This window comes from Georgenia sunbinii, from assembly GCF_036421875.1.
GTDB lineage: Bacteria > Actinomycetota > Actinomycetes > Actinomycetales > Actinomycetaceae > Georgenia_B > Georgenia_B sunbinii.
On record NZ_JAZGOL010000002.1, the window covers coordinates 418,763 to 441,764 of the forward strand.

The window sequence follows — 23,002 nt, forward strand, 5'->3', positions numbered from 1 at the left end:
GCCGGCGAAGGAGTACATGTGAGTAGCCACGTTCCCCCGGGACGACGTCGAGGGAGGGTGGCTGGGCTCGCTGTCGCGAGCCTCGTTCTCTCTCCCCTCGTTGCCCTCGCTCCCGCCGCCTCGGCAGTCACGACCGACGGCGACGTCTTCATCAGTGAGATTCACTACGACAACGACGGCACGGATATCGGTGAGTCCATCGAGGTCCAGGCGCCGGTCGGTACTGACCTCAGCGGCTGGCAGATCGTCCTCTACAACGGCAACAACGGGTCGCCGTACGACACCAAGACCCTCAGTGGGGTCGTCGACGACACCGGCGTCGTCGTGCAGGTGTACCCCGAGAACGGGATCCAGAACGGGTCTCCCGACGGCGTCGCTCTCGTCGACGCCGAAGGATCCGTCGTCGAGTACCTCTCCTACGAGGGCACCTTCGCAGCGGTCGGCGGTCCCGCGGCCGGGCTGACCAGTACGGACATCGGCGTCGAGCAGTCCAGCTCCACCCCGGTCGGCCAGTCGCTCCAGCGCATCGATGGCAGCTGGGTTGGTCCGGTCGCGAGCTCGTTCGGGACGATCAACACCGGCGGCGACCCGGGCCCCGACCCGGACCCGGACCCGGACCCCGAGCCGGGTGAGGTGGTCCCGATCGCCGAGATCCAGGGGAGCGGCGACACCACCCCCCTGAACAACCAGACGGTGACCACGCGCGGCGTCGTCACCGGCGCCTACGCCGAGGGCGGCTTCAACGGCGCCTTCATCCAGACCGAGGGCACCGGGGGTGACCTCGAGGGCCATGACGCCTCGCACGGCATCTTCGTCTTCGGTGGCGGCACGCAGCTCGCCGCCGATGTCGCGGTCGGGGACTTCGTCGAGGTGACCGGTACCGCTGGTGAGTACTTCGGCCTCACCCAGATCGCCGCGGCGTCCTTCACCGTGCTCGACGAGGAGCACGACGACGTCGTCCCGGCCCAGATCGAGCTTCCGGCGGTCGACGAGCGCGAGGCCTTCGAGTCCATGCTGCTCGCCCCGCAGGGCGACTTCACGGTCACCGACACCTACCACACCAACAGGTTCGGCTGGGTCGGCCTGGCCGCCGGGGACACCCCGCTCGTCCAGCCGACCGACGTCGTGCGTCCCGGCACCGCGGAGTACACCGAGCTCGTCGCGGCGAACGCCGACCGCGAGATCCGGATGGACGACGGCTCCAGCCACGACTGGACGAACTTCGACTTCGACGACCACACCACCCCGGTCGCCTACCTCGACCCGGCCGACCCCGTGCGGGTCGACGCGCCGGTCGAGTTCACCGGCCCGGTGATCCTCGACTTCCGTCGCACCATCGCCAACCAGGACTCCACCTGGAACCTCCAGCCGCAGAGCCGCCTCACCGGCGCGAACGCGGCCGAGGTCCAGCCGATCAGCTGGGACAGCACCCGGCCGGCGGCAGCGGCCGACGTCGGCGGGGACGTCACGCTGGCCACCTTCAACGTGCTCAACTACTTCACTAGCCTCGGCACCGAGGAGGCCGGTTGCCAGTTCTACGGTGACCGCGAGGGGGACCCGACGACGGCGCGCAACTGCGACGTCCGCGGCGCCTTCGACACCGAAAATCTCGAGCGGCAGACCGAGAAGATCGTCTCGGCGATCACCGCCCTGGACGCCGACGTCGTCGCGCTCCAGGAGATCGAGAACTCGATCAGCTTCGTCGAGGGCAACGCGCCAGAGGACCGCGACCACGCCCTGGCCGGCCTCGTCGACGCGCTGAACACCGACGCCGGCGAGGGCACCTGGGCCTACGTCGAGTCGGCGCCGGACTTCCCGGCCGACGAGGACGTCATCCGCAACGCCTTCATCTACCAGACCGACGCCATCGCGCCGGTCGGGGACACCGAGATCCTTATCGGCAGCGACGCGTTCTCCAACGCCCGTGAGCCGATGGCCCAGGAGTTCGCCCCCGTCGACGAGTCCGGCGACGTGATCGTGGACGCCGACACCTTCGTCGCCATCAACAACCACTTCAAGTCCAAGGGCTCGGGCTCGGGCGAGAACGCCGACCAGGGCGACGGTCAGGGAGCCTCGAACCCCGACCGCATCCGGCAGGCGACCGCGCTCACCGAGTTCGCCGACGACGTCGCGGCCACCGCCGGCACCGAGCTGGTCTTCCTCGTGGGTGACTTCAACTCCTACACCCAGGAAGACCCGATGATGGTCTTCGACGAGGCGGACTACACCAACCTCGGTCAGACGTTGACCGAGAAGTCGACCTACTCCTTCGGCTCGATGGTCGGCTCCCTCGACCACGTCCTCGGCAGCGAGGCGGCCACCGCCGCGGTGACCGGGGCGGACATCTGGAACATCAACGCCTACGAGTCGATCGCCTTCGAGTACAGCCGGTACAACTACAACGTCACCGACTTCCACGACGACTCGCCGTACCGCTCCAGCGACCACGACCCGATCATCGTCGGGATCGACCTGCTGGCCGACGAGCCGGAGCCGACGACCGTCGACATCAACCTGCTGGGGATCAACGACTTCCACGGCCGGCTGTTCGACTACGACACCAACGAGGCCGGTGAGGTGACCGGCAACGACACGCTCGCCTTCGCCGGCACCATCGAGGAGCTGCGCGCCGAGGAGGGCGAGGAGAACACCATCTTCTTCTCCTCCGGCGACAACATCGGTGCTTCGCTGTTCACGTCCTCCCTCCAGGAGGACGAACCGACTGTCCGCATCCTCAACGCGCTGGACATGGCGGCCTCCACGGTCGGCAACCACGAGTTCGACGGCGGTTTCACCAACCTCACCGGCCAGGTGAGCGACTGGGCCGACTTCGAGCACCTCGGTGCCAACGTCTACCTCGAGAACGGTGAGCCGGCACTGCCGGAGTACGCCACGGTCGAGGTCGAGGGCCTGACGGTCGCCATCATCGGCGCCGTCACCCAGGAGACTCCGAGCCTCGTCAGGCCCGGCGGGATCGCGGAGCTGACCTTCGGCGACCCCGTCGAGGCGGTCAACCGTGTCGCGACTGAGCTGACTGACGGTGACCCGGAGAACGGTGAGGCCGACGTCATCGTCGCCAGCTACCACGAGGGCGCCGGCTTCGACGAGAACGCCTCCACGCTGGAGGAGGAGGTCGCCTCGAGCGAGACCTTCGCCGGCATCGTCAACGGCACCAGCAGCGCGGTCGACGCCATCTTCAACGGCCACACCCACAAGGTGTACGCCTGGGACGGCCCGATCCCGGGCAGCGACGGTGAGTTCCGGCCGGTCGTCCAGGGTGAGAGCTACGGGGAGTTCGTCTCCCAGGTGGTGCTCACCGTGGACGCCGAGACCGGTGACGTCATCGACTACGGCCGCCGCAACGTGGGCGTGTCGCAGACGCCGATGACCGAGCTGGTCGAGACCTACCCGCGCGTCGCCGAGGTCAAGACGATCCTCGACGCGGCGCTCGAGCAGGCCGAGATCGAGGGCGGCGTCGTCGTCGGCGAGATCACCGCCGACATCACGACGGCGTTCAGCGCGGCCGATGCCCGCGACGACCGCGGCAGCGAGTCGACGCTCGGCAACCTCGTCGGAAACGCGCTGCGCGACACGCTGAGCGAGGAGAGCCTGGGCAGCGCGCAGATCGGCGTCGTCAACCCCGGCGGGCTGCGGGCCGACCTGCTCTACGCGGCCGGCGGGGACGAGGAGGACGGTGAGGTGACCTTCGCGGAGGCCAACGCCGTGCTGCCGTTCCTCAACGACCTGTGGACGGTGACCCTCACCGGTGCGCAGTTCACCGAGATGCTCGAGCAGCAGTGGCAGCCCGAGACCTCCTCGCGGACCTTCCTGCACCTGGGACTGTCGGACAACGTGTCCTACACCTACGACCCGGACGCTGAGCGCGGCTCCCACATCACCTCGGTGATGATCGACGGCGCCCCGCTCGACCCGGCGGCCGAGTACCGGATCGGGACGTTCTCCTTCCTCGCCGAGGGCGGGGACAACTTCACGGTGTTCCAGAGCGCGACCGACGTGCAGCCGACCGGTCTCATCGACCGCGACGCCTGGATGACGTACATCGAGGAGAGCTCGCCGCTGTCGCCGGACTTCGCCCGTCGTGCCGCGATCGTGGACCCGCTGCCGAGCGAGCTGGTCGCCGGCGAGGAGATCTCCTTCGAGGTCAGCAAGCTCGACCTCACCTCGCTGGGGAGCCCCGACAACACCGAGCTTGCCATCTACCTCACGTCCGGTGAGCGTGGCGAGGCGGTGCACACCGCACCGGTGTCCGACGGCTCGGCGACGGTGACCTTCACCGTCCCGGCCGACCTCGAAGGGGAGTACAGCCTCGAGCTGGTGGCCGCACCCAGCGGCACGACGATCGAGCTCCCGGTCTCCATCGAGGCCGGCGAGCCGGCCCCGCCCGCCCAGCGGTACGGGTTCTTCCTGTCCGACGACTGGTCCGGGAGGGCGCACCACGCCTTCCAGTACGGGCGGGCCGCGGACGAGGTGCTCATCGGTGACTGGAACGGCGACGGGACCGACTCGATCACGGTGCGCCGTGGAGACCGGTTCTTCGTCAGCAACGCCCCGCAGGGCGGCCCGGCGGAGCAGGTCTTCACCTACGGCCGGCCCGACGACGTCGTGCTGGTCGGTGACTGGGACGGCGACGGCGTGGACACGCTGGCGGTCCGTCGTGGCGACACCTACCACGTGAAGAACTCGCTGCGCGGCGGGGACGCCGACGTGGTCTTCACGTACGGCCGGCCTGGCGACGACGTGATGGTCGGTGACTGGGACGGCAACGGGACCGACACCTTCGCGGTGCGCCGTAGCGCGACCTACCACGTGAAGAACTCGCTACGTGGCGGGGACGCCGACAGCGTCTTCACCTACGGCCGCCCGGACGACGTCACCCTCGCCGGTGACTGGGACAGCAACGGCAGCGACACCTTCGCTGTCCGTCGGGGCCGGGAGTACCACGTGAGGAACTCGCTGGCCGGTGGGCCGGCGGACTTCGGGCTGCTCTTCGGCCACGCGACCGACGAGGTCTACGTCGGTGACTGGAACGGCGACGGCAAGGACACGCTGGGAGTGCGTCGCACCCCGCAGAACGCGTCCTGACCCGCTCCACCTGAGGGGCCGAGCTCCGCACCATCCCTGGTGCGGAGCTCGGCCCGTGAGTGGGTAGCCTTGCTGCGGGGTGCAACCGCGCGCCGCAGCAAGGGGCGAGGAGACCGGTGAACCACACGCGTCGAGTACGGCGAGCAGAGCAACGACACCGTGGCGACGTCGGTGCGGTGCTGCACGCGTACGGCGACATCCCGGGTACCGGGACGCGAGTGGGATTCGTCGTCTCGTGGGCGGTGATGTCGGCGATCACTTTCATCAATCCGGGGGAGACCGCTGCCCTCGCGGTGGCCCCGACGATCGCGTTCGCGCTGATCGGACTGGTGATCTGGCTGCTGCTGAGCAGCGAGCGGCTGCTCGTCTGCGAGCGCGGTCTGGTCGTCGGGTCGGTGGGGGTGGGGCTGCGGCCCTACGTCATCCGCTACGAGCAGATCGCTCCCGGAACCTTGGTCCCGCTGACCGGGGCTCACCGGTACAGCAAGCAGACCGGCACCGCCGGCGACGTGAGCCGCACCAAGCGGGCGTACTGGTGGACGCGAAGCGCGATCCACTTCATGGGCCCTCTGCACTTCTTGTCGCGCAGCGGCCAAGCGGCCGCTGCTGCGAGGCCGGTGGGCGCCTACGCCGCGGGCAGCGTGGGGCCGTGGCTTGTCGGCACCGGACGGACGCCTCCGCAGGACGTGGTGGCGCAGATCGCGCGCGCCGCGAGCGGGGTAGGCGTCGGAGCGCTTGCGGTCGCGGCGAGCGAGCCGGTCCGGGAGCTGAGCGGCAACCCGGCCGACGTGTCGAGGCAGCTGCCCGGTCACCGGGGATAAGAAAACCCCCGCCGTAGCGGGGGCTTCTCGTGGTGGCTCCGACCGGCGTCGATCCGGTGACCTTTCGATTTTCAGTCGAACGCTCTACCAACTGAGCTACAGAGCCTGGTAAGAGAAGGCCCGGTCATTTCTGACCGGGCCTTCCGCTCGCGACCCCGACGGGACTTGAACCCGCGACCTCCGCCGTGACAGGGCGGCGCGCTAACCAACTGCGCTACGGGGCCTCGTGGTGAGGCTTCCTGCTTGCCATACTATCCGTACCCCCAACGGGATTCGAACCCGTGCTACCGCCGTGAAAGGGCGGGGTCCTAGGCCGCTAGACGATGGGGGCCCGTTCTGCTGGACGCCCGTGACGCCGAGACGCCCCAAGACCTGGATCAGCATACGGTGAAAGACGGCGCAGTAGCAAAACGGCTGGGTGTGGCGTGCGGCACGTCGGGTGGGCGCCGGCGCGAGGTTGCCTCGGTGGCGACTCACGGCACGACCAGCACGCTGGAGGAGGCGAGGTCGACGCCGACGTCGAGCAGGCCCGGCAGCAGGCTGAGGGCCAGCGCGCGGACCGTCGCGGAGCCCTCGCCCAGGTCGCCGACCTCCGGCTGCTCGTTGATGGTGATCGTCACGAGCTGGCTCAGTACGCCGTCGAGCACCGGCTCGAGCGGCTCCAGCACCACGTCGACGACGCCGGTGAGCGCGTTCGCCAGGACGTCGGCCTGGGTGGTCAGTGCGGTGTCGAGGACCGGCCCGAGGGCGGCGGTCACCGAGGCGAGCAGCGGCTCGACGACGAGGTTGATCAGGTCGCCGGCCGGGACCGTGACACCAACGAGAGTGATATCGGCGATGGTGCCGTAACTAGGCGCGGGGGCACCCTCCAGACCGGCGAAGCCGGCCAAGGTCCCATGCAGGCTGATGTCCAGATCGGTGCCGGCGAGCCCCAGGAGCAGCCGGAGCCGGCCACCTGCGCTCACGGTCAACTCGGTCTCGTGCAGCGTGGTCAGCACCGTCTCGTTGATCGAGTCGAGCAGGGCGCCGAGCGCGGCGGCGACGCCCGTGACGATGGCCTCGATCGTCTCGTCGGTGAGCACCGACGTGTTCGGGTCCAGCCCGTTGAGGTCCTCCCCCTCGGTGCCCTTGAGCAGCTTGGCGATGTCGACACCGATCGTGCCCTGCGAGAGGTCGATGGTGACTAGCTCGCCCGGCGAGGAGATCGGCGTGGTGGGCACATCGCCCAGCGGCGGCAGTGTCACGTCGAGCGTGGCGGTCGGCCGGTCCAGCTCTACCGTCGCGAGCAGCGGGATGGTGACCGCCGGCAGGTCGATGAGACCCAGCGCGTCGTCCACCAGGCCACCGCTACCGACGAGCCCCCTGAGGGACTCCTCGACCAGCGTGCCGGTCGCCTCGTAGGTGGTGGCGAGCGTGTCGGACAGCGTGCCCAGCAGCGGGCTGGAGACGTTGAGCTCCGCGCCGGCCAGGAGGTACTGGAGGTCGAGGTCCTCGCCGTCGGCGTCGGCACGGGAGGCGAGGGCGCCGACCTCGAGGGAGACGGCGCGGACGACCTCGTTGGTCAGGCCTTCGACCTGCAGCTGGCTCAGGAGCGCGCCGAGGTCGAGACGGGCGAAGTCGGTGCTCGAGCCGGCGTCGAGGCCGATGGAGCCGTCGGAGTCGTCCACGGTGCCGGACGCAGCTGTCGAGGTCGTCTGGGCAGGGGACGTGGCGTATCCCTTGAGGAGGCCCGCGCCCGCAGCGTTGCCGAGGTTGAGGAGTCCCTCGACGTTGTCATCACCGATGAGCGGCAGCTCGATGCCCGGCAGGTCGAGGCCGACCAGCTGCTGGAGCACGTCGGCGTCGATCTCGGCGGTGTTCGCGCCCGGGGAGTCGATGCTGTTGGAGTCGGTGCGGATGGCGTCGGCGACGTCGAGGCTGAGGCCGTCGACGTCGATGAGCTGGGCCCGGGCCAGGGACTGCACCCACTGCCCCGTCGTGACCGTCCCCTCGGCGTACGCCTGGTCGGTCCACTGGGCGTCGGTGGGGGCGGTGGCCTGGCCCAGGCCGACCGCGGCCACGAGCGTGGCGGCGAGCAGGGCCGCCGGGCGGCGGCGCGCGGTGAGGCGGCGGCGCCAGCCGGTGGTGCGGCGTCGGGCACCGCTCTGCTGGTGACGGGCGGATGCGTCGGGCCTGCTCATGAGCTGCTCCCCATCTCTTCCTGCCGCCGGCGCGAGAGACGCCGTGCGCCGGCCAGGCCGGCACCGACGAGCACCGAAGCGGCCGCCAGGAGTGCGGGCGCGAGCAGGGGAGCACCCGAGGTGGTCAGCCGGCCCGGCGGCTCCACGGCGTCCGGTGCGGATGTGCTCGCAGGCGGAGTGTCGGCAGGGGCCGATGGCTCGTCGTCCGGCGCCGGAGCGTCGCTCCCCTGGGCGTGAGCGTCGACGGCGACGCGGAGCTCACGCCCCTGCGCGGAACGCAGGGCGTCCTCCGGGACCGTCGCCGTCACCAGCAGCCAGCCGCTGGAAAGACCATCGACCTGCAGCGGAGCGTCCGGCAGGTTTGCTGCCGGCGTCGCTGGCAGCAGCGCCGTGCCGCCCTCGCACCGAGCGTCGGGTGCGTCGCACCAGCTCATGCTCAAGGTCATCCCGCCCTCGACGTCCGTCAGTGACCCGTCGGCGTCGATGCGCAGGGCGATGTCGCCCGGGGTGGGGGGATCGACCAGGTCCACGCCCACGCGCCACTGTGCGCTGTCGCCCGGGGACAGCAGGAGCTGCCCAGGGTCGGCGTCAAGCCGCAGGTAGTCGCCCTGCTCGGGCGCCGGTGGACCAGTGGGGACCGTCTCCGCGTGGGCGACGGTCGGTACGAGCGACAGCCCCCCGAGCACCGTGATCGCCCACAGGGTGCGGCGGTGCGTGCCCCCTGGCCGTGTCAAGCGTCCCCCCGTCATGCGGTCTCCTTATTCCTCTCGCGCCCGTGGCCAGAGCCACCAGGTGACGCACCCGGCCACGACGACCGCCGTCGCGCCGAGCGCGTAGGGGTGCTGAAGCTTGGCGACGATCCGGCCGAGCTCCGGCACCGACCACATCATCTGCCGGACCGTCTCGACCTGGTACGTCTCGGCGTCCGGGGCCGGGTTGGCGTCACCCTGCAGGGTGAGCGTCGCCGGCGTGGTGGCCTCGATGCCGACGACTCGGTGCGTCACTGGCAGGCGGCCGGTGCGGTCAACCGTGACGACGTCGCCGACCGCGATCTCGTCGGTCGGTACCTCACGGACCACCGCGAGGCTGCCGGTCGGGATCGTCGGTTGCATCGAACCGGTGCGGAACATGATCAGGGTGATGCCGCCCGCCCAGGCCAGCGCCACGAGCAGGAGGCAGGCCGCCCCGGCGACCGCCGCCAGTGTGAGGAGGCGGTCGCCGAGGGTCGGTCTGGCCGGCCGCACCGACGTGCGGTGACGCCGCTGGCCGGGTGCGGCGGCAGTCATCGCGCTCAGGCGTTGTCGACCGACTCGGCGGCGAGGCGCCACAGGGCGGTCGTGGTCAGACCCTGCAGGTCGGGGCTGTCGGCACTCTCGGGGAGGGTGACGGCAAAGCACAGGTTCGACGGGTCGACACCCTCAGCGCCGAGGCTGATGGCCCCGGTCTCTGAGCCAGTGGCGAGGCCGGCGTTCGTCACCAGCGCCGTGCCGGCGGCGTCGGCGTCGCAGGTGGCGTCCGCGGCAAGCTCGGTGACCGTGTAGGTGAGCGCGTCGAACAGGCCCCCGGTGCCCGCGTCGTCAGCCGACGCGGGCTCGAGGGTCACAGTGCCCGCCACGGAGGTCTCGTCGGTCTGGAGGTCGAGCGGTGCGTAGACGGTGTCACCGGGCTGCAGAGCGTCGGCGAAGTCGACGGTGAACGCGAGGGTGCTGGCGTCTGCCCCGGCGTCCTGGTCGGCCTCGACCCAGCCGGCCTCCTCGGTGGTCTGCACCTGGATGTTGAACTCGCTGGTCCCGAACTGGGCGTCGACGTACGCCTGGTCGGTCCAGGAGGCCAGCGTGACCGCGGCACCGATGCCGAGCACCAGTCCTCCGGCGAGAGCGGCCTTGACCTTCTTGGAGCGGGCGGTGGTTGCCGTGGTCGTGCTCATGTCGTCCCCCAGTAGCAAGTGATCGATCGAACGTTGTCGATTCAATTGTCTCATCAACTGTTGGCAGAAGGTAGGGGTCGGAGGGGTGACGACCAACACCTGACGACCAACACCTGACGACGTGGCCTCTCGGATGAGGGACGATGGCCCTATGGTGGAGATGTCCCGTGAGGAGTTCGAGGATGCGGTCAGCGACGGGCTGGACCTCGTGCCCACCGAGCTCACCGACAAGATGGACAACGTCGTCGTCCTCGTTGAGGACGAGCCGCCTGCCGACGCGGGCGACCCTGACCTTCTCGGCCTCTACGAGGGTACCCCCCTGACCGAGCGTGACTCCTGGTGGGCGGCCGGCTCGCTGCCCGACCGCATCACGATCTTCCGCGGGCCCACGCTGCGGATGTGCGAGGACCGGGAGGAGGTCGTCGACGAGGTCGCGGTGACCGTCATCCACGAGATCGCCCACCACTTCGGCATCGACGACGAGCGGCTGCACGAGCTCGGCTGGGCGTAGAACGCGGGACGCGCCGGCGCGAGCCTTGCGAGGCCGGCACCTCCTCGATGTCAATGACTCTTGACATGAATGTCAAGGATTCCTAACATTGCCCTCGTGAGTTCCCGACAGGTGTCAGACGCGACGCATCCCGTGCGGCTGCGCCGGCGCGAGCGGCGGCTGACGCAGGCCGAGCTCGCGCAGGCGGTGGGCGTCAGCCGGCAGACGGTGATCGCCGTCGAGCGGGGCGACTATGCGCCGTCGGTGTACCTCGCGCTGCGCATCGCCAAGGTGCTCGGCGCCACCGTGGAGGACCTCTTCGCCGAGGCCGACGAATCTCAGGAGGCAGGACGATGAATCCCAAGTATGGACGACGGGCCACCAGCACGGCCGGCCGGTTCATGGACCTGGACGGCCCCGCTTACGGCGACGAGCGTGAGAGGGCGGTGTTCACCGAGGCGGCGACCTTCGGCTTCACGCTCGGCATCTACGCGAACCTCGTCGTCGCTCTCGTCTCGGCGGTGCTGGGGTCGCTCGTAGTCCCGACCGTCGTCCTTGCGCTCCTGGCGGTCCCCACCTGGGCCGCGCTCTGGTACGCGCGACGTCATGACGTCGAGGTCGACGAGATCGCGGACCGGGCGGGGCTCAAGGATCGGGTCATGACGTTCGCGGTGGTCTTCGGCGGGTTGATCGTCACCGTCGGGGCCATGGCGTTCACGGTCTTCACCGGCCACGGCCTGGTCCGGTTGCCGTCGCTCGACGTCGTCGGGCCCGATGCCACCGGGTTCATGGCAAGCCTGGTCGAAGGTGCTGTCATCGGTGGCCTGGGGGGCAGCGTCGTGTGCCTCGTCGTGCTGCTCGTCTCCGCGAGGAAGCGCACGCGCCGGGCCACCGCCGGCTCCGGTGCCGACGACGAGGACTGAGAGGACGAGGATGTCAGGCGACCGTGAGGACGAAGCCGTGGGGTGGGAGTGGAGCGCCACGGCCAAGCCACCGCCGCCCGTGCGCCTGCCCGGGGACGAGCGCGAGCAGGCGGTGCTCTTGGAGGCGACAGCGCGGGGCAACCGCGTGCTGCTCGACGCGATGCTGTGCCTGGCCATCGTCGCGGCGTGGTTCGGCGGCTGGCTGGTGCCCGCTGCGCTGCTCGCGATCATCTCGATCGCCGGCCGGGTGATCGAGGACTATGCGCAGTCGAACGACGTCGACTATCGCCGGCTGACCGAGCAGCCTCGGCCAGAGACCTGGTCTGTGCGCCGCGTGCTCCGGTTCTTCGCCGTGGTGCTCGTGCTGGCGGGGATGTCCTACACCGGGTACTCGGGCCACGGCCTGCTGCCTGACATCCAGGTCGTCGGTACCGGCCCGGAGGCATCGTCATTGGTCCGTAGCGCTGCCGGGGGCCTGCCGTTGGGGGCTGGCGCCTGGATCATCGGGATGGAGGTGGTGATGGCCATCAAGCGCCGCCGCCGCTCGCGGTCGAGGCCGGACGGCGGCGGTCGCGACACCTGATCTGTGCGTGGGCCGATCGCCACAGCGGTCGATCGCTACGCGGGCCGGGCCTCCCTCGGTCTCAGCCGGGCTGCTCGTCGGGAATCTCGCCGCTGGGGCGGTCGTCACCCGAGCTCATCACCGTCCCTGAGCTGACGTCGACGCTCACCGGGCCGTGCTTGCCGCGCCCCTCGAAGCTCGGCAGGACGGTGTCGCCCGCGTCGTCGTACGGCGAGGTGAGCAGCGTGGCGGTGGCCCAGCCGCGGGTGAGGAGATCGTGGTCCGAGCCGGGCTCGTCGCGAGCGGTGACGCTCGAGTAGGTGAGTGAGACGTAGCCCTGGCCCTTCTCCTTCACCCGGGCTTGGACCGCACCGAAGCTCGCCAGGTGCGCAGCCCGGAGCCCGCGAAGCTGACCCGCCGGGACATCGGGCACGTTGACGTTGAGGACACGCTCGTCGTCGTCGGGCTGCTCGACGAGCCACTCGAAGGCGGTAGCGGTGACGAGCTTGGCGGTGGCCCAGTGCTGCGGGTTCGCCGCAGCGATGGACACTGCCATCGCGCCGATGCCCTGGGTGGCTGCCGACAGTGCCGCCCCGACCGTGCCGGAGTGGAGCGTCGCCCGCCCGGTGTTGGCACCGAGGTTGACCCCGGAGAGCACGAGGTCGGGCCGCTGCCCGAACGCGCCGTAGGCGGCGAGGAAGGTGATGAGCGCGGGGGCGGCCTTGACGCCGACGGCGCTGGCGGCCGCGGGCAGGCCCGGCGGTCGCTCGTCGACCAGCGCGAGCCGCCCGTCGACCTCCTGGGAGGTCAGCGCTGCACTGGCGCCCGAGTACTGCCGGTGGGGTGCGACCACGGCGACCTCGTGGCCGGCCTCCAGCGCGACCTCGGCCAGCACGGTCAGTCCGGCGGACGCGATGCCGTCGTCGTTCGTGATGAGCACCCGCATCTCACACCTCCTGCTTCGTGCCGGCTGCCGGTGGTGGGGTGGTTGCCGCGGCGCGGTCGTCGTTGCTGAGCTCCGTGACGGTGATCTGGTCTGCGAAGCGTTCGATCTGCTCGCGCCGCCCCGTGCCCAGACCGCGGCGCGTGACGTTGAGCGCACCGGCGGCCGCGCCGAGCCGGGCGGCGTCGGCGACGCTCGAACCGCGCGCCAGCGCGACCGCGACGCCAGCCGTGAGCGAGTCCCCGGCGCCGCGGTGGTCCAGCGGCGTCACCACCGGGCCTCGCAGGATGTGGGTGGCGCCCTCGGTGATGACGAGGGTGGGCTCCCCGGCACGGGAGATGATCGCCGCGCCGACGCTGCCGGACACCAGCCGGTTGCCGGCCGCCTCGAGCGCGGCGAGGGAGTCGTCGTCGGCCAGGCCGCTGGCCTGGATCTCCTCGTGGCTCATCTTCAGCACGGCCGGTCCCTCCGCCGCGGCGGCGAGGGCCGCCTCGCCGGACAGGTCGGCAACGATCAACTTGCCGGCACTGCGCACGTCGCGCACGATCCGTGAGAAGAAGCTCGCCGGGAGGACATCCGCGGGCTCCGCGCCGGTGATGACGACGACGTCGCTCTCCAGCGCCTCGACGAGCACCGTGCCGTAGAGGTCGTCGAGCTCGTGCCGGCTGAGCGGGCGCGGGGTCATGTAGGCGAGTGTCGCTCGGTCCCCGCCACGCTGGTCGTGGATGTAGGCGCCGTTGCCCGCGTTGTACGGCACCGACCGGACGGTGAACTGCTCCGACGCCAGCATCGGCAGCAGGACAGTGCCGACCTCGCCACCGAACGGGCCGCAGATCGTCACCTCGGCGCCGAGGGACTGCGCCATCCGGGCCACCCACAGCCCCTGCCCGCCGGGGTGGAGGTGGACCTCCGCGTCGGCGTCGCTGCCCTCGACCTCGACCATGAGGAGCGGCGTGGGGCCGAGCACGCACAGGCGGGGCCGGGACGGCGCGGAGGCTGGCGTTGCCATGCTCGGGAGCCTACGGCCGTGGAGGACAACGCGCAGCATCAGGTGCACACTTGAGCGATGGACGAAGCCAACGGCGTCGCAGCCGCCGACCGGCGCCGGCCGTCGCCCGCTCCGCCGGTGCGGATCCTCGAGGGGCAGTCGGGCAGCGAGGCTGCTGCCCGCGCGATGCGCGCCTACCTCGACGAGCTTGCCGACCGGCTGGAGTCCGCGGACGACCCGGAGCTCTCCCACGCCGCCGACCCGCTGGACGTCACGCCGCCCCGTGGCGACTTCATCCTCGCGCTCGAGGTGGCGACCGCCGAGCTGGCCGGGTTCGGGGCCGTCCACGTGCTCGCGCCCGGCGTCGTCGAGATCAAGCGGATGTGGCTGCGGCCCGACGTCCGCGGCCGTGGCCTCGGCAAGTTCCTGCTGAAGCAGCTGGAGAACCGTGCCCGGGCGCTGGGCGGGCACCGGGTGATCCTCGCCGTCAACGAGTCCCTCGTCGAGGCCCTCGGGCTCTACGTCGCGGCGGGCTACGAGCCGGTCGAGGCCTTCGAGGACAACCCCTACACGACCCACTTCTTCGGCAAGCAGCTCGTCTCGCAGAGAAAAGATGACGAAAGCGGTCGGTAAGGCGCACTATGGATCCATGACTGCGAACCAGCAGCCGATCGACCTCGGTCGCCCGGCAGCGTTGAGTGAGGACGAGTGGCGGGAGCGGTTGTCTCCCAAGGAATATCACGTGCTGCGGGAGGCCGGGACGGAACGCCCGGGAACCGGGGAGCTGCTGCACGAGGACCGCGAAGGCGTCTACCGGTGCCGCGGTTGCGGTGCCGAGCTGTTCCGCTCCAGCACCAAGTTCGACGCCCACTGCGGGTGGCCGAGCTTCTTCGCGCCGGAGAACTCCGACGCCGTGACGCTCATCGACGACCGGAGCCTGGGGATGGTCCGGACCGAGGTGCGCTGCGCCCGCTGCGACTCCCACCTCGGTCACGTCTTCCCCGACGCACCGCAGACCCCGACCGGCGACCGCTACTGCATGAACTCGGTCGCGCTCACCTTCGAGACCGGCTGAGCGCACCCCCGTGCGGGTGGTCACCGCCAACCTCCAGCACGGGCACCCCGTGGCCGGTGGTGCAGACTCGCACGGGCAGCTGGCGGCGGCGCTCGCACCGCTCGACGGCGACGTCGTCGCGCTGCAGGAGGTCGACGTCGGTCAGGCCCGTAGCGGCCGGATCGACCAGGCCGCGGTCGCCGCTGGTGCGCTCGGCACGCGGTGGTGGCGGTTCGCCGCCGAGTTCGCCGGGCAGGAGCGCGGCGTCCGACGGCGGGCAGTGCCCTCGCACGTCCCGGGGCGTCCCGGGTACGGCGTCGCGCTGCTGAGCCGGTGGCCGGTGGTGTCGTGGCACGTGCGTCCGCTGCGCCCGGGACCCACCCGGTGGCCCGCGTTGCGCGCGGCCGGCTGGCAGCAGCACCTGCGCTACCCGCGGCTCGACCCGCCACGGACCGTGCTCGCCGCCGTCGTCGACGGCCCCGCGGGAAGGGTGACGGTAGCGTGCACCCACCTGAGCGTCGACCGGCCCACCGCCCGCCGGCAGCTTGCCGAGGCGGCGTGGGCGTTGCGCACCCTGCCCGGACCGCACCTGCTCGTCGGCGACCTCAACCTCGAGGCCGACGACGTCGCCGCCGTCACCGGGATGACACCGCTGGCGCGGGTCGACACCTTCACGGCAGCACGGCCGCGCCGGCAGCTCGACCACGTCCTCAGCGGTCCGGGTCTGCGCGCATCGGGGCCGCCGGTGACGACGCGGCTGGCGATCTCCGACCACCTCGCGCTCGCCGTCGACGTCGTCGGTCAGGAGTCGCACGGCGGCCCGCGCCGTCGGTGACAGCGCGGGCCGGTGCGTACGTGGCGTTACCGGCGGTTGGTGGTCTTCCCGCGGGTGAGCCCCAGGTAGATGCTGATGAGGATGACCGCCATGACGATCGAGATGATCCAGCGGAGCCAGTCGACGCCGCCGGTGTCGTCGACACCGAGCAGGCCGGCGATCCAGTAGCCGAGGGCGGCGCCGCCGGCTCCCAGGATGATCGTCCAGAGGATGCCGAGGTTCTGGTCACCCTTCATGAACAGCCGCGCCAAAGCGCCGATGATGGCGCCGAAGATGATGAGACCGATGAGCTCGCCCATGGTGGGTCCTCTCGTCAATGGCACCGGGCGGTGCCGGGGAAGTAACGGACCGCATCGTGGCACGGCCGCCACCCGGCCGCACCCGGAAGCGGCTCAGCGACCGCCGCCCCCGCCACCGCCTCCGCCGCCGCCTGACGACCCACCGCCACCGCCGCTGGACCCCGATCCGCCGGAGGAACCCGGCGTCGAGCTGAGCGTGCTGCTGGCGGTCGAGGAGAACGACGACATTGCGGCGCCCATGTTGCTGAACGACCGGGAGTTGAAACCGTGGGTCCCGACGTACCATGTCGGTTCGGTGACCCGGTAGCCCTGCTGCCGGAGCTGTTCGAAGATGCCGGCCCACCGCTCGGCGACGTCGAAGACCATCGCGTAGGGCAGGTAGCGGGAGAAGATGTCCTCCCCCTCCTCAAAGCGCAGCTGGTGCCCCTCGGCGGTGCCGAGGTAGAGCTCGAAGCCTCGTCCCTGCTCGTACAGCGCGCGGCCGGCCGCGTTGCGCTGCCGGCGGGCCTTGCGGGTGAGTGCCGTGGCGAGACCGAATGCGACGGCGAGCCCTCCGACGGCGCCGATGACGATCCCCACCGACCCGGCGCCGATACTGATGACCACCCCCTGACCGACGAGCATCCAGACGAAGACGAGCAACACCACGCGGAACGGCCGGCTGGTGCGGCCATCGCGTTGGATCGGCTTGACGAAGAGACTGCGCGCGTCGATGTCGTCCGCCAGCTTGCCCTGGACCTGCTTGAGCGTGAGGGCGAAGCTGTTGCGCAGCGACGACAACCTCACGCGGCGGCGCCCCCGGAAGAGGCTCTGCAGCAGCAGCTCCTCGTAGATGCGCAGCGTATCGGTCGGTGCGGTCTCCGGCGTGGCGACGAGGTCCCAGTCGGTGCGCTTGAGTAGCCCGGCCGCGGGGGTCTCCTCGATGCGGAGGTAGCCGCGGGCCGCGAGGTCGATGATCGTCGCCGACATCTGCTGCGCGTTGGTGTGCTTGTCGTGGATCGCCCCCACCTCGGCAGGCCGGAGGCCGTCGGGCGGAGTGAAGCGCACCGCGACCGGCGGCTCGCTCGACAGCTGGGCCACCTCGGGGGTGGCGCCGGCCGGCGGGAGCAGCCCGGGTGGCAACCCGACGAAGTGGAGGTCGCGGCCCTTGCGCCGGCGCCAGTAGCCGAAGCCGATCGGTGCGGCGATTCCGAGCGGGAGCAGCCAGGGAGTGTTGCCGAGCAAGAAGTCCGCGATCGGGTCGGTGACCCGGCCGAGGGCGGTGTCGCCGAACGGACCGCTGGACGCTGGTTCGAGGATCGGTGTGATCTCACCGAAGGTCCCGACCGGGAAGGCGGCCATGATCGTCATGCCCTCGCCCGGGTCGAGCCGGCCGGTGCTCGCGGTCACCTGGGTGCCGGTGGCGCTGAGGGTGTCGCACTCGTTGTCGGTGCCGCGCGGGCCCTGGTAGCAGGCGTGGTCACCGATGGTCGCCGGGCCGGTGACGGTGACGGTGGCGGCCTCGATGGGGATGTCCCAGTCCAGCCCGGTGGCGTTCCAGTAGAGCTCTTCCTGGTCCTCGACGCCGTCCTGGTCCCGGATCGCGTTGAGCGAGCCCTCGACGGTGTAGTGAAGGACGTAGGTCTGGCGTCCGCTGCGCCGGTCGGACGAGCCGTCCGCCGCGCCGACGTCGGCGCGGACCCGGGCGCCCTCGGTGCGGGGCCAGACCCCGGCGGGCGCCCCGCTGGGGCTGCTCGCCCGGAAGTCGTCGTAGCGGTAGACGCGGTCCATGTCCGGCTCGGGGTCGTACTCGAAGCGCGAGTCGAGGACCCGGGTGAAGCCCAGGCCCTCCCGGCTGCCGAAGTCCCACTCGTAGGTCTCGACGACGTCGAGCATGCCGTCGGGCCGGACGGTGATCTCGATGTCGAGGTCACGGATGACGTCGTTGCTCGCTGCGTTGGCTCCCGACGGTACGAGCACGAGGAGGGCGGTCACGGCGAGCGCTGTGATGATGCGCGATCCACGGTTCACGGTTCGCACCGTACCGCGAGGGCTGGGGCACGCCGGCCTCGGCGGCCGGGGACCGGTCCCCATCCCTCGCGGCACGGAGGCTCAGGCGCTCACGGTGCTCAGCAGCCGGCGGACCTCCTCGGGGGTCGTCGCGGCACGGAGCCGGTCGACCTGCTCGGCGTCGAGGAACACTTCGGCGATCTTGGCGAGCACCTGCAGGTGGTCGTCGCCGGCGCCGGCGATGCCGATGACGAACTCGGTCGGGTTGCCGTTCCAGTCCACCCCGCCGGGGTAGCGGACGAAGGAGATCGCGGTGCGCCGGATCGCGCCCTTGGCCTCGTTCGTGCCGTGGGGGATGGCCAGACCGCTGCCCATGTGGGTGGAGACCGACGTCTCGCGCTCGTGCATCGACGCCACGTAGGCGTCGGTCACCGCGCCGACGGCGACGAGCAGCCGGCCGGCCTCGTCGATGGCCTGGTCGCGGCCGGTGGCGGTGCCCGCCAGCACGATCGACTCCGGCGCGAGCAGGTCCGGGCCCGGTTCCGCCGGCGGCGGCGCGGCCACCGGCGCGGTCGTCGTGGGCCCGGCCGTCCCGGCCGCCGGCTGCCCGCCGTCGGCGGTCTGCTGGAGCAGCTCGACCACCTCGTCATACCGCGGACTGCCCATGAAGTCGTCCACCGACACGTGGATCGCGGAGGGCGTGCGCTGCCGCGCCCGCTCGGTGAGGTCCTCGTGGGTGACGACGAGGTCGACGTCGTCGGTGAGGTTGGTGATCGCCTTGTTCACCACGGTGACGTCGGCGAACCCGGCGGCACGGATCTTGCGGCGCAGCACCGAGGCGCCCATCGCCGAGGACCCCATGCCGGCGTCGCAGGCGAACACGATGGCGTCGATGGTGCCGGTGCGAGTGGCGACGCCACCGTCGCCGGTGAGCGCACCGGCGACGCTCGAGCGCTTGCCCTTCATCTGCTCCATGCTCGCGGTGGCCCCGGCGAGGTCGCCGTCGTCGGACTTGCCCAGCTTGAGCAGCGGCGCGGCCATCGCGAAGGTCACCGCGGTGGCGAGCACGACCGACAGGACGACACCGAGGAGGCTCTCGGGCGGGGCCTGGAGCAGCACCGCGATGATCGAGCCGGGGGCGGCCGGCGCCCGCAACCCGGAGTCGAAGACGAGGTTGGTGGCGACGCCGGTCATGCCGCCGGCGATGAGCGCGAGGATGAGCCGCGGCTTCATGAGGACGTAGGGGAAGTAGATCTCGTGGATGCCGCCGACGAAATGGATGACCGCCGCGCCGGAGGCGGAGGCTTTGGCCATCCCGCGGCCGAAGACCATGAAAGCGAGCAGCAGGCCGAGGCCCGGCCCGGGGTTGGCCTCGATGAGGAAGAGGATCGACTCGCCGTCGACGACCGCCTCGGTGGTGCCGAGCGGGGTGAAGACGCCGTGGTTGATCGCGTTGTTGAGGAACAGCACCTTCGCCGGCTCGACGAGGATCGAGGTCAACGGCAGCAGGCTGTTGTCGACGAGGAAGTCGACGACGCGCTCGGCCGCGGCGGAGAACGCCGAGACGAACGGGCCAGCGACGACGAACCCGACGATCGCCAGGATCATGCCCCAGATACCGGCGGAGAAGTTGTTGACCAGCATCTCGAAGCCGGGCCGGATGCGGTCCTGCCACAGCGCGTCCAGCCGCTTCATCGACCAGCCGCCGAGCGGTCCCATGACCATCGCGCCGAGGAACATCGGCACGTCCGCGCCGGTGATCGCGCCCATGGTGGCGATGGCGCCGACGACGCCGCCACGCAGGTTGTCGTCGTACATCATCCGGCCGCCGGAGTAGCCGATGAGGATGGGCAGCAGGTAGGTGATCATCGGGCCGACGATCCCGCCGCCCTCGGCGCCGACGCCCCAGCCGCCGAGGTGCTCGACGAATCCGTAGCCGCCCTCGTAGCCGAGGACCTTGTCGCCGATCAGGGTGATCCAGCCGACCTCGATGAACAGGGCGGTGATGAGACCCCAGGCGATGAACGCGCCGATGTTGGGCAGCACCATGGTGGACAGCGCTGTGCCGAACTTCTGGACGGCGACGCGCAGGCCTCCCCGAGGCGGCTTCTCACCTTCCTCTGCCGGCCTCGCGGTAGTGGGTGCGGACATCTCTCCTCCTTGAGATCAGTGACGTGCCTCACGACTGTGGCCCTAGTTAACCGCATGACCGGGTAAGAAGCCAAGCATTCCCAACCTTCCACCTGCCCGGGTCTGTGGCTATGATCGGGAGGGTGGCACCGGACCCGCCGGCGTCATGACGGTCGACGACTGGGAGGACCGATGAAGGCCCTGCGTTTCTACGCACCCGAGGACGTGCGTCTGGAGGATCGGCCGGAGCCGGAGTGCGGACCGGACGAGGTCAAGCTCCGGGTGCGCAACTGCTCCACCTGCGGCACCGACGTGAAGATCTTCCACAACGGCCACCAGAACCTCAGCCCGCCACGGACCATCGGCCACGAGATCGCCGGGGAAGTGGTCGAGGTCGGGGCCGACGTGGCGAGCGCCTACGGGCAGGACTGGCAGGTAGGGGATCGCGTGCAGGTGATCGCGGCCGTCCCGTGCGGCGAGTGCCACGAGTGCCGCAAGGGGTGGATGGCGGTGTGCCAGAACCAGACGTCGGTCGGCTACCAGTACGAGGGCGGCTTCGCCGAGTACATGATCGTCCCGCGTGAGGTGCTCCAGGTCGACGGCCTCAACCGTGTCCCGGACAACGTCGGGTTCGACGAGGCCTCGGCTGCCGAGCCGCTCGCCTGCGCGATCAACGCCCAAGACCTGCTCGGGATCGAGCCGGGGGACGTCGTCGTCGTCTTCGGTGCCGGTCCCATCGGCTGCATGCACATCCGCGTCGCGCGAGGCGTGCACCAGGCCGGCGAGATCTACCTCGTCGACGTCAACGCCGACCGGCTGCAGATGTCGGCCGCGGTCGCCGCACCGGACGAGGTCATCGACGGCTCGCAGGTGGACGTCGTCGAGCGGGTGATGGAGCTGACCGGTGGCCGCGGCGCCGACGTGATCATCACCGCGACGGCGGCCAAGGTCGCCCAGGAGCAGGCGGTCGCGATGGCGGCGCGCAACGGCCGGATCTCGTTCTTCGGCGGCCTGCCGAAGACCGACCCCGTCATCGCGCTGGACTCCAACGTCGTGCACTACCGCCAGCTGCACATCCACGGCGCCAACGGCTCGGCGCCGGAGCACAACAAGCGGGCGCTGGAGTACATCTCGAGCGGCCAGGTGCCGGTGAAGGACCTCATCACCCACCACGTCCCGCTAACGGATGTGCTGAGCGCCTTCGACCTGGTCCGCAGCGGCACCGCGATCAAGGTGACCGTCGAGCCCTGACCCACGGGGCGGCGGGGGACCGTACCATCGGCCGGTGGCGGTTCGGCGGGGGAGCCACCGCCGACGAGCGCAGACGGCGCCGGCCGGGCAGACCGAGGGGACCATGGTGTACGCGGAAGAACGCCAGCAGGCGGCGGCGCAGCTCGTGATGGCTCGCGGGCGGGTGTCGGTCACCGAGCTCGCCGAGGAGTTCGCCGTCACCACCGAGACGGTGCGCCGGGACCTCAACGCGCTCGAGCGGATGCGGCTGGTGCGCCGCGTCCACGGCGGGGCGGTGCCGGCGGCGTCGCTGTCGGCGATGGAGAGCGGCCTCGACGAGCGTGACCTCACCCGGTCCCGGGAGAAGGAGCGGATCGGGCTCGCCGCCAAGCGGCTGCTGCCCGGCGACGGCGGCACGGTCGCGATCGACGCCGGCAGCACCACCGCGCGGCTGGTCGGCTTCCTCGCGCCGGAGCTGCGCCTGACGGCATTCACCCACGGGGTGCCGATCGCGGCCATGCTCGCGGCGCTGCCGGCGATCGAGCTGCACCTGCTGCCCGGCCGGGTCCGCGCCCGGACGCAGGCGGCGGTCGGCTCCGTCACCACTGAGGCGCTGGAACGGCTGCGGGTCGACGTCGTCTTCCTCGGCACCAACGGGATGAGCGCCGAGCACGGCTTCTCCACCCCGGACCCCGAGGAGGCGGCCGTCAAGCGTGCCCTGGTGCGCGCCGCCCGCAAGGTCGTCGTGCTCGCCGACTCCTCGAAGTTCGGCCAGGACACCACGGTGAGCTTCGCGGCGCTCGAGGACGTGGATGTGCTGGTGACTGACGCGCAGAGCCCCTCGGTGCCGCTGAGCACGTTCACCCGGCGAGGTGTCGAGGTCGTGGTGGCGTGACGTGCGGTGGGCCCCGTGGGGCTCGAACCCACAACCCACGGATTAAAAGTCCGTTGCTCTACCCATTGAGCTAGAGGCCCTGGACGCCCGACCTCGGCCCGCTGGCCGGTCCGGGGTGTCCAGGGACCAGGGTACGGGCCGCGGGCCGGACCTCGGAACGGCTTCGGGTTGCGTGGTGACCGAGCGCGGGTGACGGTAGAGAGGCACCGGCAGCACGGCGTCCACCGCGACACCGAGCTGCCGCACCTAGCGAGGGAGAACTCATGCTGACCCTGACGAGTAGCGCCAAGGCCGCGATCACCGAGATCACCTCCGAGTCGGGCCTGCCCGAGAGTGGTGGCGTACGGATCTCGATGACCAGCGACAACGAGCAGATCGAGATGGCACTCTCGCCGAGACCGGAGTCCGGCGACGAGATCATCGACGACGACGGCGCTCGCGTGTTCGTTGACGGCGTCGCCTCACCGGTGCTCGCCCGGCACACGTTGGACGCCCAGAACGGGCCGGACGGCGTCGGTTTCGCGCTCCAACGCACGACGGCGTGACCGCCGACCCTCCACCAGGAACGCACTGCCCGGGCCGCCATGATCGGCCCGGGCAGTGCTCGTCCCGGCGGGGAACCCTGGCGCTACT

General features: G+C 70.8%; 21 protein-coding genes and 4 tRNA genes. 12 read left to right on the plus strand and 13 right to left on the minus strand.

Annotated elements, in window-relative coordinates:
* The first annotated feature begins 57 nt into the window (after positions 1-57).
* Together V2J52_RS06290 and V2J52_RS06295 are read left to right on the plus strand one after the other, a co-directional pair.
* Positions 58-5,103, plus strand: coding sequence for an ExeM/NucH family extracellular endonuclease (locus tag V2J52_RS06290; protein ID WP_331226826.1), 5,046 nt, complete (start codon positions 58-60; stop codon positions 5,101-5,103).
* Between the two features lie 116 nt (positions 5,104-5,219).
* Positions 5,220-5,924: a hypothetical protein gene (locus V2J52_RS06295; RefSeq protein WP_331226827.1), complete on the plus strand. Its 705-nt coding sequence runs from the start codon at positions 5,220-5,222 to the stop codon at positions 5,922-5,924.
* 30 nt (positions 5,925-5,954) lie between these two features.
* On the opposite strand, the gene V2J52_RS06300 is transcribed toward V2J52_RS06295, so the two are convergent.
* The 7 genes from V2J52_RS06300 to V2J52_RS06330 all read right to left on the minus strand — a co-directional run bounded on the left by V2J52_RS06300 (position 5,955) and on the right by V2J52_RS06330 (position 10,031).
* Positions 5,955-6,030: transfer RNA gene (locus tag V2J52_RS06300), tRNA-Phe, on the minus strand.
* Positions 6,031-6,074: 44 nt separating this feature from the next.
* A tRNA-Asp gene (locus V2J52_RS06305) sits at positions 6,075-6,148 on the minus strand.
* Positions 6,149-6,182: 34 nt separating this feature from the next.
* Positions 6,183-6,255 (minus strand) — tRNA-Glu (locus V2J52_RS06310).
* A gap of 142 nt (positions 6,256-6,397) precedes the next feature.
* The gene (locus tag V2J52_RS06315; protein WP_331226828.1) at positions 6,398-8,104 is read right to left on the minus strand and encodes a choice-of-anchor G family protein; all 1,707 of its coding nucleotides are present in this window, start codon (positions 8,102-8,104) and stop codon (positions 6,398-6,400) included.
* Entirely contained in the window at positions 8,101-8,853 is a 753-nt protein-coding gene (locus V2J52_RS06320; protein WP_331226829.1) for a hypothetical protein, read from the minus strand. The genes V2J52_RS06315 and V2J52_RS06320 overlap by 4 nt, the downstream gene beginning before the upstream one ends.
* Positions 8,854-8,862: 9 nt before the next feature.
* Complete coding sequence (locus tag V2J52_RS06325) at positions 8,863-9,390, minus strand: signal peptidase I (protein ID WP_331226830.1); 528 nt, start codon at positions 9,388-9,390, stop codon at positions 8,863-8,865.
* A 5-nt stretch (positions 9,391-9,395) separates the two neighbouring features.
* The gene (locus tag V2J52_RS06330) at positions 9,396-10,031 is read right to left on the minus strand and encodes a SipW-dependent-type signal peptide-containing protein (protein WP_331226831.1); all 636 of its coding nucleotides are present in this window, start codon (positions 10,029-10,031) and stop codon (positions 9,396-9,398) included.
* 151 nt (positions 10,032-10,182) lie between these two features.
* Between V2J52_RS06330 and V2J52_RS06335 the strand changes: the two genes are divergently transcribed.
* The 4 genes from V2J52_RS06335 to V2J52_RS06350 all read left to right on the plus strand — a co-directional run bounded on the left by V2J52_RS06335 (position 10,183) and on the right by V2J52_RS06350 (position 12,027).
* Entirely contained in the window at positions 10,183-10,542 is a 360-nt protein-coding gene (locus tag V2J52_RS06335; protein WP_331226832.1) for a metallopeptidase family protein, read from the plus strand.
* 69 nt (positions 10,543-10,611) lie between these two features.
* Positions 10,612-10,878: a helix-turn-helix transcriptional regulator gene (locus tag V2J52_RS06340; RefSeq protein WP_491062171.1), complete on the plus strand. Its 267-nt coding sequence runs from the start codon at positions 10,612-10,614 to the stop codon at positions 10,876-10,878.
* A complete protein-coding gene (locus tag V2J52_RS06345) occupies positions 10,875-11,444 on the plus strand; it encodes a hypothetical protein (RefSeq protein WP_331226834.1) in 570 nt (189 codons plus the stop codon). The genes V2J52_RS06340 and V2J52_RS06345 overlap by 4 nt, the downstream gene beginning before the upstream one ends.
* 10 nt (positions 11,445-11,454) lie before the next feature.
* Entirely contained in the window at positions 11,455-12,027 is a 573-nt protein-coding gene (locus tag V2J52_RS06350) for a hypothetical protein (RefSeq protein WP_331226835.1), read from the plus strand.
* 61 nt (positions 12,028-12,088) lie between these two features.
* Here the strand turns inward: V2J52_RS06350 and surE are convergent, their stop codons facing one another.
* Both surE and V2J52_RS06360 read right to left on the minus strand, forming a co-directional pair.
* Positions 12,089-12,952, minus strand: coding sequence for a 5'/3'-nucleotidase SurE (gene surE / locus V2J52_RS06355; RefSeq protein WP_331226836.1), 864 nt, complete (start codon positions 12,950-12,952; stop codon positions 12,089-12,091).
* 1 nt (position 12,953) lies between these two features.
* Entirely contained in the window at positions 12,954-13,958 is a 1,005-nt protein-coding gene (locus tag V2J52_RS06360) for a PfkB family carbohydrate kinase (RefSeq protein ID WP_331226837.1), read from the minus strand.
* Positions 13,959-14,015: 57 nt separating this feature from the next.
* Between V2J52_RS06360 and V2J52_RS06365 the strand changes: the two genes are divergently transcribed.
* From V2J52_RS06365 to V2J52_RS06375, 3 genes are read left to right on the plus strand one after another with little or no spacing between them, the layout of a single operon-like run.
* Entirely contained in the window at positions 14,016-14,570 is a 555-nt protein-coding gene (locus V2J52_RS06365; protein ID WP_331226838.1) for a GNAT family N-acetyltransferase, read from the plus strand.
* A gap of 16 nt (positions 14,571-14,586) precedes the next feature.
* The gene (gene msrB / locus V2J52_RS06370; protein ID WP_331226839.1) at positions 14,587-15,012 is read left to right on the plus strand and encodes a peptide-methionine (R)-S-oxide reductase MsrB; all 426 of its coding nucleotides are present in this window, start codon (positions 14,587-14,589) and stop codon (positions 15,010-15,012) included.
* 10 nt (positions 15,013-15,022) lie between these two features.
* Positions 15,023-15,826: an endonuclease/exonuclease/phosphatase family protein gene (locus V2J52_RS06375; protein ID WP_331226840.1), complete on the plus strand. Its 804-nt coding sequence runs from the start codon at positions 15,023-15,025 to the stop codon at positions 15,824-15,826.
* A 26-nt stretch (positions 15,827-15,852) separates the two neighbouring features.
* Here V2J52_RS06375 and V2J52_RS06380 read toward each other — a convergent pair whose 3' ends face one another.
* From V2J52_RS06380 to V2J52_RS06390, 3 genes are all read right to left on the minus strand, one after another.
* The gene (locus V2J52_RS06380) at positions 15,853-16,125 is read right to left on the minus strand and encodes a GlsB/YeaQ/YmgE family stress response membrane protein (protein ID WP_331226841.1); all 273 of its coding nucleotides are present in this window, start codon (positions 16,123-16,125) and stop codon (positions 15,853-15,855) included.
* Positions 16,126-16,218: 93 nt separating this feature from the next.
* A complete protein-coding gene (locus V2J52_RS06385) occupies positions 16,219-18,135 on the minus strand; it encodes a DUF2207 domain-containing protein (RefSeq protein WP_331226842.1) in 1,917 nt (638 codons plus the stop codon).
* Positions 18,136-18,216: 81 nt separating this feature from the next.
* Entirely contained in the window at positions 18,217-20,265 is a 2,049-nt protein-coding gene (locus V2J52_RS06390; RefSeq protein ID WP_331226843.1) for a PTS mannitol transporter subunit IICBA, read from the minus strand.
* Between the two features lie 171 nt (positions 20,266-20,436).
* Here V2J52_RS06390 and V2J52_RS06395 point away from each other — a divergent pair, with 171 nt between their 5' ends.
* Positions 20,437-21,495, plus strand: a complete 1,059-nt coding sequence (locus V2J52_RS06395; RefSeq protein ID WP_331226844.1) for a zinc-dependent dehydrogenase — start codon at positions 20,437-20,439, stop codon at positions 21,493-21,495.
* Positions 21,496-21,601: 106 nt separating this feature from the next.
* Complete coding sequence (locus V2J52_RS06400) at positions 21,602-22,369, plus strand: DeoR/GlpR family DNA-binding transcription regulator (protein WP_331227123.1); 768 nt, start codon at positions 21,602-21,604, stop codon at positions 22,367-22,369.
* Positions 22,370-22,376: 7 nt separating this feature from the next.
* Here the strand turns inward: V2J52_RS06400 and V2J52_RS06405 are convergent.
* Positions 22,377-22,449: transfer RNA gene (locus V2J52_RS06405), tRNA-Lys, on the minus strand.
* A gap of 183 nt (positions 22,450-22,632) precedes the next feature.
* Between V2J52_RS06405 and V2J52_RS06410 the strand changes: the two genes are divergently transcribed.
* Positions 22,633-22,914 (plus strand): Fe-S cluster assembly protein HesB, encoded by a 282-nt coding sequence (locus V2J52_RS06410; protein WP_331226845.1) that lies wholly within the window; start codon positions 22,633-22,635, stop codon positions 22,912-22,914.
* Positions 22,915-23,002: the final 88 nt, after the last annotated feature.